This is a genomic window from Enterobacter cloacae complex sp. P15RS, from assembly GCF_014895905.1.
Lineage (GTDB): Bacteria > Pseudomonadota > Gammaproteobacteria > Enterobacterales > Enterobacteriaceae > Enterobacter > Enterobacter quasihormaechei.
In genome coordinates, this window is record NZ_JADBQL010000003.1 from 138,568 (window position 1) to 154,905 (window position 16,338).

Annotated in this window: 11 protein-coding genes; 6 read left to right on the plus strand and 5 right to left on the minus strand. The window is 58.1% G+C overall.

Annotated elements, in window-relative coordinates; translation table 11 throughout:
• The first annotated feature begins 4 nt into the window (after positions 1 to 4).
• The 3 genes from IM267_RS02040 (at position 5) to IM267_RS02050 (ending at position 4,817) form a co-directional block, all read left to right on the plus strand.
• Entirely contained in the window at positions 5 to 2,437 is a 2,433-nt protein-coding gene (locus tag IM267_RS02040; protein ID WP_193032595.1) for a formate C-acetyltransferase/glycerol dehydratase family glycyl radical enzyme, read from the plus strand.
• A gap of 158 nt (positions 2,438 to 2,595) precedes the next feature.
• On the plus strand, positions 2,596 to 3,411 hold the full coding sequence (locus IM267_RS02045; RefSeq protein ID WP_193032596.1) for a Cof-type HAD-IIB family hydrolase: 816 nt from the start codon (positions 2,596 to 2,598) through the stop codon (positions 3,409 to 3,411).
• Between the two features lie 149 nt (positions 3,412 to 3,560).
• Entirely contained in the window at positions 3,561 to 4,817 is a 1,257-nt protein-coding gene (locus tag IM267_RS02050; protein WP_193032597.1) for a DUF1479 domain-containing protein, read from the plus strand.
• Here the strand turns inward: IM267_RS02050 and IM267_RS02055 are convergent.
• A complete protein-coding gene (locus tag IM267_RS02055) occupies positions 4,814 to 5,887 on the minus strand; it encodes a LacI family DNA-binding transcriptional regulator (RefSeq protein ID WP_193032598.1) in 1,074 nt (357 codons plus the stop codon). The two genes, IM267_RS02050 and IM267_RS02055, sit on opposite strands and share 4 nt — an antisense overlap.
• A gap of 285 nt (positions 5,888 to 6,172) precedes the next feature.
• Between IM267_RS02055 and IM267_RS02060 the strand changes: the two genes are divergently transcribed.
• Positions 6,173 to 7,474 carry an MFS transporter gene (locus tag IM267_RS02060; RefSeq protein WP_107534987.1) on the plus strand — a complete coding sequence of 434 codons (1,302 nt, stop codon included), beginning with the start codon at positions 6,173 to 6,175 and terminating at the stop codon, positions 7,472 to 7,474.
• A gap of 17 nt (positions 7,475 to 7,491) precedes the next feature.
• A complete protein-coding gene (locus IM267_RS02065; RefSeq protein WP_193032599.1) occupies positions 7,492 to 9,855 on the plus strand; it encodes a TIM-barrel domain-containing protein in 2,364 nt (787 codons plus the stop codon).
• 83 nt (positions 9,856 to 9,938) lie between these two features.
• Here IM267_RS02065 and IM267_RS02070 read toward each other — a convergent pair whose 3' ends face one another.
• The gene (locus IM267_RS02070) at positions 9,939 to 11,534 is read right to left on the minus strand and encodes an ABC-F family ATPase (RefSeq protein ID WP_063866190.1); all 1,596 of its coding nucleotides are present in this window, start codon (positions 11,532 to 11,534) and stop codon (positions 9,939 to 9,941) included.
• Positions 11,535 to 11,756: 222 nt separating this feature from the next.
• On the opposite strand from IM267_RS02070, the gene ldtB reads away from it, so the two are divergent.
• The gene (gene ldtB, locus IM267_RS02075; RefSeq protein WP_063449266.1) at positions 11,757 to 12,677 is read left to right on the plus strand and encodes a L,D-transpeptidase; all 921 of its coding nucleotides are present in this window, start codon (positions 11,757 to 11,759) and stop codon (positions 12,675 to 12,677) included.
• A 42-nt stretch (positions 12,678 to 12,719) separates the two neighbouring features.
• On the opposite strand, the gene IM267_RS02080 is transcribed toward ldtB, so the two are convergent.
• The 3 genes from IM267_RS02080 to IM267_RS02090 are packed head-to-tail and all read right to left on the minus strand — an operon-like array spanning position 12,720 to position 16,202.
• Positions 12,720 to 13,436 (minus strand): GntR family transcriptional regulator, encoded by a 717-nt coding sequence (locus tag IM267_RS02080; protein WP_063866189.1) that lies wholly within the window; start codon positions 13,434 to 13,436, stop codon positions 12,720 to 12,722.
• 15 nt (positions 13,437 to 13,451) lie between these two features.
• Complete coding sequence (locus tag IM267_RS02085; protein ID WP_193032600.1) at positions 13,452 to 14,774, minus strand: PTS sugar transporter subunit IIC; 1,323 nt, start codon at positions 14,772 to 14,774, stop codon at positions 13,452 to 13,454.
• Positions 14,775 to 14,825: 51 nt separating this feature from the next.
• Complete coding sequence (locus IM267_RS02090; protein ID WP_193032601.1) at positions 14,826 to 16,202, minus strand: glycoside hydrolase family 1 protein; 1,377 nt, start codon at positions 16,200 to 16,202, stop codon at positions 14,826 to 14,828.
• Between the last annotated feature and the right edge of the window lie 136 nt (positions 16,203 to 16,338).

The following is a 16,338-nucleotide window of genomic DNA, read 5'->3' on the forward strand; positions in this document are numbered from 1 at the left end:
ACTTATGACCACCCTGAATCTCAACACCCTCAGCGAGCGCATCAAGGCGCACAAAACGGCGCTGGTGCATATCGTTAAGCCGCCGGTCTGTACCGAGCGCGCACAGCATTACACCGAAATGTATCAGCAGCACATGGACAAGCCGATCCCGGTACGTCGTGCGCTGGCCCTGGCTCACCATCTGGCAAAACGCACCATCTGGATCAAGCACGACGAGCTGATTATCGGTAACCAGGCCAGCGAAGTCCGCGCCGCGCCGATCTTCCCGGAATACACCGTCTCCTGGATCGAGAAAGAGATTGACGATCTGGCGGACCGTCCGGGTGCTGGCTTTGCGGTGAGCGAAGAGAATAAACGTGTGTTGCATGAGATCTGCCCGTGGTGGCGCGGCCAGACGGTGCAGGATCGCTGCTATGGCATGTTCACCGACGAGCAGAAAGGCCTGCTGGAAACCGGCATCATCAAAGCGGAAGGCAACATGACCTCCGGTGACGCGCACCTGGCGGTGAATTTCCCGCTGGTGCTGGAGAAAGGCCTCGACGGCCTGCGTGCGAAAGTGGCCGAGCGCCGCTCGCGCATCAACCTGACGGTGCTGGACGATCTGCACGGCGACCAGTTCCTGAAGGCGATTGATATCGTGCTGGAAGCCGTAAGCCTGCACATCACGCGCTTCGCCGATCTGGCACGTGAAATGGCCGCCACGGAAACCCGCGACAGCCGCCGCGACGAGCTGCTGGCGATAGCGGAAAACTGCGACGTCATCGCCCACGAACCGCCAAAAACCTTCTGGCAGGCGCTTCAGCTGTGCTACTTCATTCAGTTGATCCTGCAAATTGAGTCCAACGGTCACTCCGTTTCCTTCGCCCGTATGGACCAGTACCTTTACCCGTACTATCGCCGCGACGTGGAGCTGGACCAGAGTCTGGATCGCGAGCACGCCATCGAGCTGCTGCACAGCTGCTGGCTGAAGCTGCTGGAAGTGAACAAGATCCGCTCCGGCTCGCACTCCAAAGCCTCGGCGGGCAGCCCGCTGTATCAGAACGTCACTATTGGCGGCCAGAAGCTGGTTAACGGCGAGCCGATGGACGCGGTGAACCCGCTCTCTTACGCCATTCTGGAATCCTGCGGCCGTCTGCGCTCCACCCAGCCAAACCTGAGCGTGCGCTACCACGCCGGCATGAGCAACGACTTCCTCGACGCCTGCGTGCAGGTGATCCGCTGCGGCTTCGGGATGCCGGCATTTAACAACGATGAAATCGTGATCCCGGAATTTATCAAGCTTGGCGTGGAGCGCGACGACGCGTATGACTACGCCGCAATTGGCTGCATCGAAACCGCAGTGGGCGGAAAGTGGGGCTACCGCTGCACCGGCATGAGCTTTATCAACTTTGCCCGCGTGATGCTGGCGGCGCTGGAAGGCGGTCGCGACGCCACCAGCGGCAAGGTATTCCTGCCGCAGGAGAAAGCCCTCTCAGCCGGAAACTTCGACAATTTCGATGAGGTGATGGCGGCGTGGGATAACCAGATCCGCTACTACACCCGCAAATCCATTGAGATTGAGTACGTGGTGGACACCATGCTGGAAGAGAACGTCCACGATATTCTCTGCTCGGCACTGGTGGACGACTGCATCGAACGCGCGAAAAGTATCAAGCAAGGCGGTGCGAAGTATGACTGGGTTTCCGGCCTACAGGTGGGGATCGCCAACCTTGGCAACAGCCTGGCGGCGGTGAAGAAGCTGGTGTTTGACCAGGGCGAAATCGGTCAGCAGCAGCTGGCGGCGGCGCTGGCGGATGATTTCGACGGGCTGACCCATGAGCAACTGCGCCAGCGCCTGATCAACGGCGCGCCGAAGTACGGCAACGACGACGACAGCGTGGACATGCTGCTGACCCGTGCTTACGAAACCTACATTGAAGAGCTGAAGCAGTACCACAACCCGCGCTACGGCCGCGGCCCGATTGGCGGTAACTACTACGCGGGTACGTCGTCTATCTCCGCGAACGTGCCGTTTGGCGCGGCAACAATGGCCACGCCGGACGGCCGTAAAGCCCACACCCCGCTGGCGGAAGGGGCAAGCCCGGCCTCCGGTACGGACCACCTCGGCCCGACGGCGGTTATCGGCTCCGTGGGTAAACTGCCTACGGAAGCGATCCTCGGCGGCGTGCTGCTTAACCAGAAGCTGAACCCCTCGACGCTGGAAAACGACAGCGACCGTCAGAAGCTGATGGTACTGCTGCGCACCTTCTTCGAGGTACATAAAGGCTGGCATATTCAGTACAACATCGTCTCACGCGAAACGCTGCTGGAAGCGAAGAAACACCCTGACCAGTACCGTGACCTGGTGGTGCGCGTAGCAGGATATTCGGCGTTCTTCACCGCCCTGTCGCCGGATGCGCAGGACGATATTATTGCCCGTACTGAGCATACGCTGTAAATATTTGCCGGGTGGCGGCTACGCCTTACCCGGCCTACAAGTCTAAAAACGGCAACCTCGGTTGCCGTTTTGCTTTTACTTTCGAATGAAATTAAATTTGTGCTCCCCGTCACCTTGTTATTAGAATGTTTCAAAACGCAGTGACCCAGGAGCACAGTATGACCGTTAAAGTTATCGTCACCGATATGGACGGAACTTTCCTTGATGATGCCAAGCAGTACGATCGTGACCGCTTCCAGGCACAGTTTGAACAGCTTAACGCCCGCAATATTGAATTCGTTGTCGCCAGCGGCAACCAGTATTACCAGCTCATCTCCTTCTTCCCCGAGCTGAAAGAGCAGATCTCCTTCGTGGCGGAAAACGGCGCGCTGGTCTTCGATCACGGTGAGCAAATTTTCCACGGCGAGCTGACGCGCCATGAGTCGCAGATCGTTATTGGCGAACTGCTGAAGGATAAAGGGCTGAACTTTGTGGCCTGCGGGCTGGAGAGCGCCTACGTCAGCGACCAGGCCCCTGATGCGTTCGTGGCGCTGATGTCAAAGCACTATCACCGCTTAAAGCGCATCAGCGATTACCGCGAAATTGACGACGTGCTGTTTAAGTTCTCCCTGAACCTGCCGGACAGCGAAATCCCGAACCTGGTCGATAAACTGCACGTCTCCCTGGACGGCATCATGAAGCCGGTCACCAGCGGCTTCGGTTTTGTCGATTTGATTATCCCCGGCCTGCACAAAGCTAACGGCATCAGCCGCCTGCTGAAACGCTGGAAAATCTCTCCGCAGGATTGCGTGGCTATTGGCGACAGCGGCAACGATGCGGAAATGCTGAAGCTGGTGAAATACGCTTTTGCGATGGGCAACGCGGCACAGAGCATTAAAGACATTAGCCGCTACAGTACCGACGATAACAACCATCAGGGCGCGCTGAACGTGATTCAGGCCGTGCTCGACAACCACTCTCCTTTCGACGTCTGATCCTTTCCTCGCCGGAGCCTCGCTCCGGCTCCTCACTCTTTTCCCGTCCTGTGGCTTGCGTCAAGTTATTAAACTTGCATTAACTTATTTTTAACTTAAAGTATCACTTGTAGACACTTTTACTTTCGAATGAAAGATGCGAGGCAGTTATGACCTTTACCAGTGAAACCTTGCCGGCGGACCACAAAGCGGCAATTCGTCAGATGAAACGCGAGCTACGGGCCCAGATTGGCGACGTTCAGGCGGTGTTCGACAGGCTCAGCGACAGCATTGCCACCCGCGTGGCGGAAATCAACGCGCTGAAGAATAAAGGCGAAACCGTCTGGCCGGTAATTCCCTTTGCAGATGTGAAAAACCGCACGATTACCGACGCCCAGCGCGAAGCCGTTAAACGTCGCGGTTGCGCGGTGATCAAAGGCCACTTCCCGCGGGAGCAGGCGCTGGCATGGGATCAGTCGATGCTCGACTACCTCGATCTGAACAAGTTTGACGAGGTGTACAAAGGGCCGGGCGACAACTTTTTCGGCACCTTAACCGCCTCCCGTCCGGAGATTTACCCGATCTACTGGTCACAGGCGCAAATGCAGGCGCGCCAGAGTGAAGAGATGGCGCAGGTACAGTCGTTCCTGAACCGTTTATGGACATTCGAGAGCAACGGCAAGCAGTGGTTCGACCCTGACGTGAGCGTAATTTACCCGGACCGCATCCGCCGCCGTCCGCCGGGAACCACCTCCAAAGGGCTGGGGGCGCATACCGATTCCGGCGCGCTGGAGCGCTGGCTGCTGCCCGCTTATCAGCAGGTCTTTGCCCGCGTGTTTGACGGCAACGTCGAGAAATACGATCCGTGGAACGCCGCACACCGTACCGAAGTGGAAGAGTACACCGTGGATAACACCACCAAATGCTCGGTGTTCCGCACCTTCCAGGGCTGGACGGCGCTGTCGGATATGATCCCGGGACAGGGGCTGCTGCACGTGGTGCCGATCCCGGAAGCGATGGCGTACATTCTGCTGCGTCCGCTGCTGGACGATGTGCCGGAAGACGAGCTGTGCGGCGTGGCGCCGGGGCGCGTGCTGCCGATTTCTGAGAAGTGGCACCCGCTGCTGATCGAAGCATTAACCAGCATTCCGGCGCTGGAAGCCGGTGATTCTGTCTGGTGGCACTGCGACGTGATCCACTCCGTCGCGCCGGTGGACAATCAGCAGGGCTGGGGCAACGTGATGTATATTCCTGCCGCGCCGATGTGCGAGAAAAACCTCGCCTACGCGAAAAAGGTCAAGGAAGCGCTGGAAACCGGGGCGTCACCGGGCGATTTCCCGCGCGAGGATTATGAGAAAAGCTGGCAGGACCGCTTCACCGTGAACGATCTGAACATTCACGGCAAGCGCGCGCTGGGCATGGCTTAACTGTCGTACAGCCCTTCCCGCTCAACGGCGGTGCGTCGTTTTCCCTGACGTATCCGCCGTACCGATTCCCGCACGGCCAGCGTGCCGTTCAGCAGCAATGTTCCGACCGGCGCGTCCGGGCGCATCAGCCGCTGCTGGAGCATATGCACCGCTTCCGTTCCTAGCTCATCGCGCGGGACATGCACCGCCGTTAAGGGCACATCCTGAATCGCCGCCAGATTAAATCCGTCGATGCTCATCACCGAGACGTCCTGCGGCACGCGCAGACCGTGATTTTGCAGCGCGCTGATGGCGCCTGCCGCCATAAAATCGCCGCCGACCAGAAACGCGGTGGGCAGGTCCTTTCCCTGCTGCTGATTAAGCCACTCGCTCACCAGCTGTTCGGTCTCTCTGGCGCTGAAGCTCGGCACCACCAGCAGGCCGCGCCTGTCGTTAAACCTGAGGTTATGGGCGTGCCACGCGTCGCGGATCCCCGACAGGCGCAGCTCCATGGTGTACCGGCGCAGGCAGAGCACGTTCATCACCTCGCGGTGCCCCATCTCGAACAGGTACTCCGCCGCCCGCTCGCCAATGGCGCGATGATCCGGCGCAACGGCAGGCAGGCGCATGTGGCGGTCCCGGCAGTTAATCAGCATGCAGGGCTTACCCACGTCCACCGCCAGATCGTGGATATGCGGATCGTCGATACCAAGCAGAATGGCCGCCTGTGTATCCGGCTCGTTCATCCGGGCCAGAAACAGCTGCGCGTCGCTGTCGTTCTCCTCCAGCGCGCAGTAACGCAGGCGAACCTCGTGCGAAGCCAGGCCTTTACCGACGCTCTGGATGACGCGGTAGTAAAAGATGTCGGACCGCTCGTCAAAAGCACGCTGCGGGGCAAAAACCACCAGGCTATTGAGCAGTAACCGCCCCGCCGCCATACCGTCCATTACCCCCAGTTCCCGCGCGCACGCCAGCACCTTCGCCCGCGCCTTTTCGCTGGTGTTTGCCTTCCCCGCCAGCACGCGAGAAACGGTGCTGATGGAGAGCTGGGTACGGGCGGCGATTTCGGTGATTTTAAGCCTTTTATCCATTTTGTGATCTGGCTCCAGATGTGAAATGAAAAAATTTTCACAGCATCTTTGTCAGGTAATAACTTAGCTGAACGCCATAATGCCGAAAAACGAACCTCAGTTATGAGAAAGTTTGCACAAAATCCACTATTCCCTGCTCATTTTCTCTCTTAAGGTGAACCTGTCACACAACTTCCATACTAGTTGTATAGCAGCTTAATACTCTAAAACAGATAACTTTCAAACGCATAACGCTGTGTGACACCTGAACCCACGTCCCCTACCGTCCGTCTTGTGGAGAAGAAAATGAGTCAGGACATCAATAACACCGTTGCGACAAGCAAAACCCGTCGCGTCATTAAGAACCTGCGCTGGTATGTACTGGTGCTGTTTCTTCTTGGCGTGACCGTCAACTACATCACCCGTAACTCGTTAGGTATTCTCGCCCCTGAGCTGAAGGAGAGCCTTGGTATCACCACCGAGCAATACTCCTGGATCGTCGGCGCGTTTCAGATTGCCTACACCATTTTCCAGCCCCTGTGCGGCTGGCTGATCGACGTTATTGGCCTCAAGATTGGCTTTATGGTCTGCGCCGGGATCTGGGCGCTGATGTGCATCTTCCATGCGGGCGCCGGAAGCTGGCTGCATCTCGCGATCCTGCGCTTCTTTATGGGCGCTTCCGAAGCTGCCGCCACCCCAGCGAATGCCAAAACCATCGGTGAATGGTTCCCGAAATCAGAGCGTCCCGTTGCCGCCGGTTGGGCGGGCGTGGGCTTCTCCATCGGCGCGATGCTGGCCCCGCCTATCATCTATTTTGCCCACGCCTCGTTTGGCTGGCAGGGTGCGTTTATGTTTACCGGCGTGCTGGCGCTGCTGTGGGTGATCCTCTGGTGGGCGTTCTACCACAACCCAGAGCAGCACCCGAACCTGAGCCGCGACGAGCTGGCGTTTATCAAGCAGGATAACGAACCTGCGCCGGTCAGGCTGCCCTTTCTGACCGCGCTGAAAACCGTCTCAAAGAACAAACGTTTTTACGGGATCGCCATTCCGGCCTTTATGGCGGAACCCGCCTGGGCAGTGCTGAGCTTCTGGGTGCCGCTGTACCTCGCTAAAGAGCACGGCATGGATTTGAAGCAGATCGCGATGTTCGCCTGGCTGCCGTTCCTCGCCGCCGACCTCGGCAGCGTAGCGAGCGGCTACCTCACCCGGCTCTACACCCGCTGGTTCGGCTGCTCCCGCGTCAACTCGGTGGTGGCCAGCTCCGTCACCGGCGCGTTCCTGATGATTTCGCTGGCCATCGTCGCCGTGACTCGCGACCCGTATATCACCATCGTGCTGATCTCCATCGGCGGCTTCGGGCACCAGATTATCTCCTGCATGCTGAGCGCGCTGGTGGTGGAGTCCTTTGATAAGGGCCAGATGGCGACCGTCAATGGCATGCGCGGCTCGGCAGCGTGGATCGCCAGCTTCCTGTTCTCCCTGTTAATCGGGGTGACCGCCGACAAAATCGGCTTCAACCCGCTCTTTATCGCCATGGGGTTCTTTGACCTGATTGGCGCACTCTTCCTGGTGGCATTTATTGCTGAACGTCGCGCCAAGCGCGCCTGATAGTGGATGTATTGCATATGAAAACCCTGAAAAACTGGACCGTCGATAAGCAGTCTGCGAATCATCTGGAACTGCTGGTAGATAATCAGCACCGCCTGTGCCTGTATGTGCTGGAACAGAACCTGTTCCGCGTGCTGATCAAACGCAAAGGCGAGCTGGCGCTGGACCGCACCTGGAGTATCGCCCCGGAACAAGACGTGCCGTGGGAAGGCCGCCGTCGTGACGATATAAGCGGTTTCTCCTGCCCGGCCTGGACCCTGACGCAGCAGGATGACACGTTAACGGTGGAAACCGAGCAGCTGCGCGTCACCGTCCACCAGCCCCTGTGGCTGGAGTGGCACTACCGCAATGATGCGGGCGAATGGCAGCCGCTGGTCCAGGATCGCCCGACCAGCGCCTACCTGCTGAACGCTCACGGCGACGGCGTGGCGCACTATCTCAGCCGCCGCAAGGACGAGCGTTTCTACGGTCTGGGCGAGAAAGCGGGTGATTTACAGCGCAACGGCAAACGCTATGAGATGCGTAACCTGGACGCGATGGGCTACAACGCCGCCAGCACCGATCCACTTTATAAGCACATCCCGTTTACCCTCACCCGCCGCGATGACGTGAGCTACGGCCTGTTCTACGACAACCTGAGCAGCTGCTGGCTGGATCTGGGTAACGAGATCGACAACTATCACACCGCCTATCGCCGTTGGCAGGCAGAAGCGGGCGACATCGACTACTACCTCTTCACCGGCAAGCGCGCGCTGGACGTCACCAAAGCCTTCGTTCGCCTGACGGGGAAAACGCTGTTCGGACCGAAATGGAGCCTGGGCTACAGCGGCTCGACCATGCACTACACCGACGCGCCGGACGCCCAGAACCAGCTGATGAACTTCATCCGCCTGTGCGATGAGCACGCCATTCCGTGCGACTCGTTCCAGCTCTCCTCCGGCTATACCTCGATTAATGGCAAGCGCTACGTCTTCAACTGGAATTACGATAAGGTGCCGCAGCCGAAGGTGATGAGCCAGGCATTTCACGATGCGGGGCTGAAGCTTGCGGCTAACATCAAGCCGTGCCTGTTGCAGGATCATCCTCGCTACGGCGAGGTGGCGGAACGCGGCCTGTTCATTCGTGATTCAGAAACCGATGCGCCTGAACGTTCAAGCTTCTGGGATGACGAAGGCTCGCACCTCGACTTCACCAACCCGCAGACGGTGCAGTGGTGGCAGAACGGCGTGACCACGCAGCTGCTGGAGATGGGCATCGACTCCACCTGGAACGACAACAACGAGTACGAAGTGTGGGACGGGGAAGCGCGCTGCTATGGTTTCGGCAAGGAGATTGCCATCAAGCACATTCGTCCGGTGATGCCGCTGCTGATGATGCGCGCCTCGCTGGAAGCGCAGCAGCGTTTTGCGCCGGAGAAGCGTCCGTATCTGATCTCCCGCTCCGGCTGCGCCGGGATGCAGCGCTACGTTCAGACCTGGAGCGGCGACAACCGCACCAACTGGGACACCCTGCGCTATAACATCCGCATGGGGCTGGGCATGAGCCTGTCCGGGCTGTTCAACGTCGGTCACGACGTGGGCGGTTTCTCTGGTGATAAGCCGGACGCCGAGCTGTTCGTGCGCTGGGTGCAGAACGGCGTGATGCATCCGCGCTTCACCATCCATTCCTGGAATGACGATCGCACCGTGAACGAACCGTGGATGTACCCGGGCGTGACCCCTGCGATCCGCAGCGCCATTGAACTGCGCTATCGCCTGCTGCCGTATCTCTACACCCTGCTCTGGCAGGCGCACGCCGACGACGAGCCGATGCTCCGCCCGACCTTCCTCGATCACGAGCACGATGTTCAGACGTTCGAAGAGTGCGATGATTTCCTGCTGGGCCGCGACCTGCTGGTGGCAAGCGTCGTCGAAGCCGGGCAGCGCGAGCGCCGCGTCTGGCTACCGGACAACGACACCGGCTGGTACGATTTTTACACCCACGCGTGGTTCGCCGGCGGTCAGTCGATCGTTCTCGACGCGCCGCTGGAAAAACTGCCGCTGCTGGTGCGCGCCGGGGCCGGTTTGCCGCTCAGCGATCGCATCCGTCACGTGAGCGCCGATAAAGACGATACCCGTGAGCTGAAGCTGTTCCCGGTGAAAGGCGTCGGCACCACCTCCGGACTGCTGTTTGAAGACGACGGCGAAAGCTGGGGCTACCGGAACGGCAACGCGCTGTGGGTGGAATGGGAGATGGTGTGTGACGGATCAACCATCAACCTGAAGGTGAATGCGCGCGGTGACTATCGTCCGGCGTGGAAAGTGCTGAAGGTGTCATTACCGGCTGGAGAAAAACGTACGCTGCGGGTGAACGGGATTGAAGGGAGCGAGTGGGTGCTCTGAACATTGCCGGGTGGCGGCTTCGCCTTACCCGGCCTACAAAGTCGCCCGTAAGCCCGGTAAGCGAAGCGCCACCGGGCTTTTTTTTAGCTCTCGATACCTTTGCTGCGCAGGTAATCTTCGTAGTTACCGGTGAAGTCCACCACGCGCTCTGGCGTAATTTCGATCACGCGGGTCGCCAGGGAGCTGACGAACTCACGGTCGTGAGAGACGAAAATCAGGGTGCCCTGATACATCTCCAGCGCCATGTTCAGCGATTCGATAGATTCCATATCCAGGTGGTTGGTTGGTTCGTCCATCACCAGGATATTCGGTTTTTCCATCATCAGCTTGCCGAACAGCATACGGCCCTTTTCACCACCGGAGAGCACTTTGGCGGGCTTTTTGATGTCGTCCTGGCTGAACAGCAGACGCCCCAGAATGCTGCGTACCGCCTGCTCGTCGTCCCCTTCCTGCTTCCACTGGCTCATCCAGTCGAAGACGGTCAGGTCGTTTTCGAATTCATATTCATGGTCCTGCGCGTAGTAACCGATCTGCGCGTTTTCTGACCATTTCACGGTACCGTTGTCCGGTTGCAGTTCGCCTACCAGGGTTTTCAGCAGGGTGGATTTACCCACGCCGTTGGCGCCCAGAATGGCAATCTTTTCGCCCACTTCCAGCAGCAGGTTGAAGTTTTTAAACAGCGGGCCTTCATCAAAGCCTTTGGTCAGCGCCTCAACTTCCAGCGCGTTACGGAACAGTTTCTTGTCCTGCTCGAAGCGAATGAACGGGTTCTGACGGCTGGAGGCTTTCACCTCTTCCAGCTTGATCTTGTCAATCTGGCGGGCACGTGATGTTGCCTGACGGGATTTAGAGGCGTTGGCGCTGAAGCGGCTCACGAAGGATTGCAGGTCCGCAATCTGCGCTTTCTTCTTGGCGTTGTCGGCAAGCAGACGTTCACGCGCCTGCGTTGCCGCCGTCATGTACTCATCGTAGTTGCCCGGATAAACGCGCAGCTCGCCGTAGTCCAGATCCGCCATGTGCGTACAAACCATGTTCAGGAAGTGACGGTCGTGCGAGATGATGATCATGGTGCTGTCGCGATCGTTCAGCGTCTGCTCCAGCCAGCGGATGGTGTCGATGTCCAGGTTGTTCGTCGGTTCGTCGAGCAGCAGGATGTCCGGGTTAGAGAACAGCGCCTGTGCCAGCAGCACGCGCAGCTTCCAGCCTGGGGCGACTTCGCTCATCGGGCCGTAATGCTGTTCTACCGGAATACCGACGCCCAGCAGCAGCTCGCCCGCACGCGCTTCCGCAGAGTAGCCGTCCATTTCGCCGTACTGCGTTTCCAGGTCGGCCACTTTGTAACCGTCTTCTTCGCTCATTTCGGCGAGACCGTAGATACGATCGCGCTCCTGCTTCACTTCCCACAGCTCCGCGTGCCCCATGATCACAGTGTCGAGCACGGTGAACTCTTCGAAGGCGAACTGATCCTGACGCAGCTTACCGATACGCTCGTTCGGATCGAGCGACACGTTGCCCAGCGTCGGCTCTAAATCGCCGCCGAGGATCTTCATAAAGGTGGATTTTCCGCTACCGTTGGCACCAATCAGGCCGTAACGGTTGCCGCCGCCAAATTTGACGGAAATATTTTCGAACAGCGGCTTACTGCCAAACTGCATAGTGACGTTGCTGGTAACTAACACGGAGAGATTCCTGCGAAAAGTGTGATAAACACGGCATTATGCCACAATTCCGAATTGAGATCCCGTGTTGCGGTAATCCACTAAACTTTAACAAAATCGAAAAAAATGTGATTTCGTACACATCTGAATTCCCAGTTAACGGGAATGCACATATAATGCGCTCCCATTACAGATTCAGTCTTATCAACTCATCGCCAGAATGGCTTAGATACCTCGCATAACATGAACATGAAATTAACAACGCTTTTTGCGGCGGCGTTAGCCGTAGTAGGTTTTTGTAAGACCGCGTCTGCGGTGACGTATCCCCTGCCGACAGACGGAAGCCGTCTGGTGGGTGAAAACCAGGTGGTGACGGTTCCGGAAGGTAACACCCAGCCGCTGGAATACTTCGCGGCGCAGTACCAGCTCGGCCTGTCTAACATGCTGGAAGCTAACCCGGGTGTTGACCCATACCTGCCAAAAGCGGGCACGGTGCTTAACATTCCGCAGCAGCTGATCCTGCCGGATACCGTTCACGAAGGTATCGTGATCAACAGCGCCGAAATGCGTCTGTATTACTACCCGAAAGGCACCAACACGGTGATCGTGCTGCCTATTGGCATCGGCCAGCTGGGCAAAGATACCCCGCTGAACTGGACCACCAAAGTTGAGCGTAAGAAAGCGGGCCCAACCTGGACGCCGACCGCCAAAATGCACGCGGAATACATCGCTGCGGGCGAGCCGCTGCCCGCCGTTGTACCTGCCGGCCCGGATAACCCGATGGGTCTGTACGCGCTGTACATTGGCCGTCTGTATGCCATCCACGGCACCAACGCCAACTTCGGTATCGGCCTGCGCGTGAGCCACGGCTGCGTGCGTCTGCGTAACGACGACATTAAGTTCCTGTTTGAAAACGTGCCGGTCGGCACGCGCGTGCAGTTCATCAACGAACCGGTGAAAGCGACCTCCGAGCCGGACGGTAGCCGTTACATTGAAGTGCACAACCCGCTGTCCACCAGCGAAGATCAGATCAACAACAACGAAATCGTGCCGATTAAGCTGACCAGCGCGGTGCAGGCCGTGACCTCTCAGGCGGATGTTGAAACGACCGTCGTTGACCAGGCGATTCAGAACCGTTCCGGTATGCCGGTACGTCTGAACTGATTGCGAAACGTCAAAAAAGCGGGCCACGGTGCCCGCTTTTTTTTATCCGTTATTTACGATAACGATGCCGCCATGATCGTAGCGATAATGGCAGTGGGCGTACTCCAGCGGCGTGCCGTCCTCCAGATAGATCACCTGCTCCACCTCCAGCACCGGATCGGTTTGCTCGCAGATCAGATGCTGCATATCCAGCGCACTGGGCTTCAGCGCCCTCACCACCCGATATGACCCCATGATCTTCAGCCCCAGCGTCTCCTGAACGTACTGGAACACCGAACTTTCAAGATGGGCTTTGTTCAGGCCGGGCACCAGATTGAGCGGCATCACCGTGGCGTCCAGCGACATGGGCTCACCGTTCAGCAAGCGCAGGCGGATGAAGTCGTAGATCGGCGCATCCGGGTTTATCATCAGCGACGCCTGCTCTTTCTCGTTCGGGAAGCGCAACTCGAAATGCACCACCTTGCTCGTCACCGTGCCTAAATGCTCCCAGGTTTTGGTCGCCCCGAAGTAGTCGCTGCCGGAGAGATCCCACTGCGAAAGCTGGAGAAAGTTTTTGCGAATGAAGGTGCCCTGCCCCTGACGCGTATAGACCAGCCCTTCGACGATCAGCTGGCGCATCGCCTGCTGAATGGTCATCCGGCTGGTACTGAACTCCGCCGCCAGCGCAAACTGGTCCGGCAGCGGTTCATTGGCGGCGTACTGCTGGCTGATGATGCGTTTTTTGATTTCCCGCGCTATGGTGATGTACTTCGCCGCCATCGTCCTTCCTTCTGATTAGTTTTCTGTCCCGCTGTTCTTCAGCGCCACTCTCTCGGCCACCTTGAGGAAAGGCAGGTAGAAGAATACACCAAATACAATGATTGCCAACTGCACCACCACGGCGCGCCAGTCCCCCGCCGTCGCCAGCCAGGCGCTGAGGATCGGCGGCGTGGTCCACGGGATCATCACCACGCAGCGCGACATCAGCCCCAGCGTGGTACAGAGCCACGCAAAATAAATGCCGATGGCGGGCAGCAGCACAAACGGGATCATCAGCGGCAGGTTAAAGACAATCGGCAGGCCGAAAATCACCGGCTCGTTGATGTTGAACAGGCCCGGCGCCAGCGACAGCCGCGCCACCTGCTTCGCCGACTTTTGTCGGGAGAAGATGAAGATAGCAATCAGCAGCGAGATCGTGCTGCCCGTACCGCCCACCATGCCAAACGTCGGCACAAAGATGTTGTTGATAATGTGCGGGATCGGCTGTCCGTTGGCGAAGGCCAGCATGTTCTCGTTGGTGTTAATCAGCAGGAACGGCTCCAGCACCACGCTGTTGACCACCGACTGATGAATACCGAGCGTGAACAGGAAGTTGCCGAAGCTGTAGATGAAAAGGGTCCCCGGCAGGCTGGTGTTGATCAGCCTCAGCGGCTGCTGAATAAAGGTCGTAATGAGGTGGATCAGATCCGTGTGCAGCACGTTCGCCAGCAGCGCCGCCAGCACCGCAAACAGCGACAGCGTGAGAATGGTCGGGATCAGCGCGGTAAAGGATTTGCTCACCGCCGGAGGCACGTTTTCCCCCAGTGAAATGTGCAGCGCCTTCAGGCGCGAAATAGCGATGAAGACCTCCGTTGAGAGCAGCCCAATCAGCACCCCGGCGAAAATCCCGGTGGAGCCGATATTGGCGAACGTCAGCACCTGGGTGACGTTCACCGTGGCCTCGCTGCCGACGGGCGTAATCTGTAAGCGCATCGGCATCATGATGATAAAACTGCTGACGGCGATAACCACTGCCGAGACCGGATTGTCGAAATCTTTGTTGCGCGCCAGCGACCAGGCAATCATCGGGGCCAGCAGCAGCGCGGCGATGTTCAGCGTGCCGTTGACGATCGCCTCGCCCCACACTTTAAACTGTGTGAGCGTGTCGCCCTCAAAAATCCACGGGAACACCACGTTGTTCACCAGCACCGCCAGACCGGCGAGGATGAAAATCGGCATCACCGTGGCGAAGGCATCGCGCAGGGAGCGCAGGTGCACCTGGTTTGCCAGGCGCGCCGAGAACTCAACAAATTTATCGACAAAAGACTGCATGTGCGGTGTTATTTTTGTTTCAGACATAGCGGATAGGTCCCATCAATCAGTCACAAAAACGGCCCGGCAGCGTACGGCTTACATCTCGCGTCCGTTGGTATGGATAACCTGTTTTAACCACGCGTAGCTCTTCTTCGGCACGCGCTTCAGGTCTTTCAGGTCGTGATTCTCACGGTTGACGTAGACCACGCCGTAGCGCTTGCGCATGTCGCCCTGCGAGCTGAGAATGTCAATCAGTCCCCAGCCGAGGTAGCCCATGACCTCTGCGCCATCCTCGAACATCGCGTCTTTCATGGCCTCGATATGCGCCCGGTGGTAGTCGATGCGGTAGGTATCCTCAATCGGGTTGACCCCGTCCCAGGACTCAATCACCCCTATGCCGTTTTCAATCGGAAAGACCGGCATCCGCCAGTCGTTGGCATAGCGGGTGATGATGGTGCGAAAGCCCAGCGGATCGATCTGCCAGTTCCACTCGGTGGCCTTCAGGTACGGGTTATTTTTCTCGCCGTGCAGCAGGTAATTGTTCACCGGCGTGCCTTCCGGGATCGCATCGCTGTCCAGCGTTTTACTGGCGTAGTAGCTGAAGGCCATAAAGTCGTTCTTCGTGCGCGCGAACAGGGCGAGATCGTCGGCGCGATAGATATCACCAAAGCCCTCCTGCTCAACTACCGCCATCACCGCCGGGCTGTAGCCCTGACCGGCGAAGACGCGCAGCAGGTTCTGGTTGAGGAATTCGTCGTACTGCTGGGCGCAGAAGATATCGCGCGGCTTGCAGGTAGCCGGATAAATCAGCTGGTGCGCCAGCATGCCGCCCATTAGCTGGCCCGGTTTCGTCTGGTGCAGGTATTCGGTCAGCGACATGTGCGCCACCATCGCATGGTGCTGAAGCTCATACAGCTCGCGCAGAGTCTTCTCGCCCTTCATATAGCCGGAAATGCGGAACGCTTCCGGCATATGGAAAATGTTCTGCTCGTTGAAGGTCAGCCAGTACTTCACCCGGTCCCCGTAGCAGTCGATCATCTTTTTGCCGTAGCGGATAAAGGCTTCCACCACGCGGCGATCGTTGAAGCCGTTGTACTCCTGCGCCAGCGCCAGCGGCATATCGAAGTGGTAGAGGCAGACCATCGGCTCGATACCGCGGGCGATGAGATCGTCAATAAAGCGGTCGTAAAAGGCAATGCCCTCGTCGTTGAACTCGCCGTCACCCAGCGGGCAGACGCGGCTCCAGGAGATCTGGAAGCGGTAGCAGTTCATGCCCAGATCCTGCATCAGGTCGAAATCTTCCCGGTAGCGGTGGTAGGAGTCGGTCGCCACCTTCCAGTCGGAAACGTTTTCCCCGGCCTCACGAATGTCGTACACCGACATCCCCTTCCCGCCCTCATTCCAGGCCCCTTCCGTCTGCATGCTGGACACCGAGTTGCCCCATAAAAAGTTGGCTGGCAGTGAATTGTTCATGCTCTCTCCCTATATGACTAGTCATTTAAAATTTAATGACTAGTCATATAGGCGAAGATGAAATTTCGATCAAAGGGGAGGATCGTTTTTTGTGAGGCAAGCAGAAAAATTTTATTACACTGAGCGTGCTTAATAC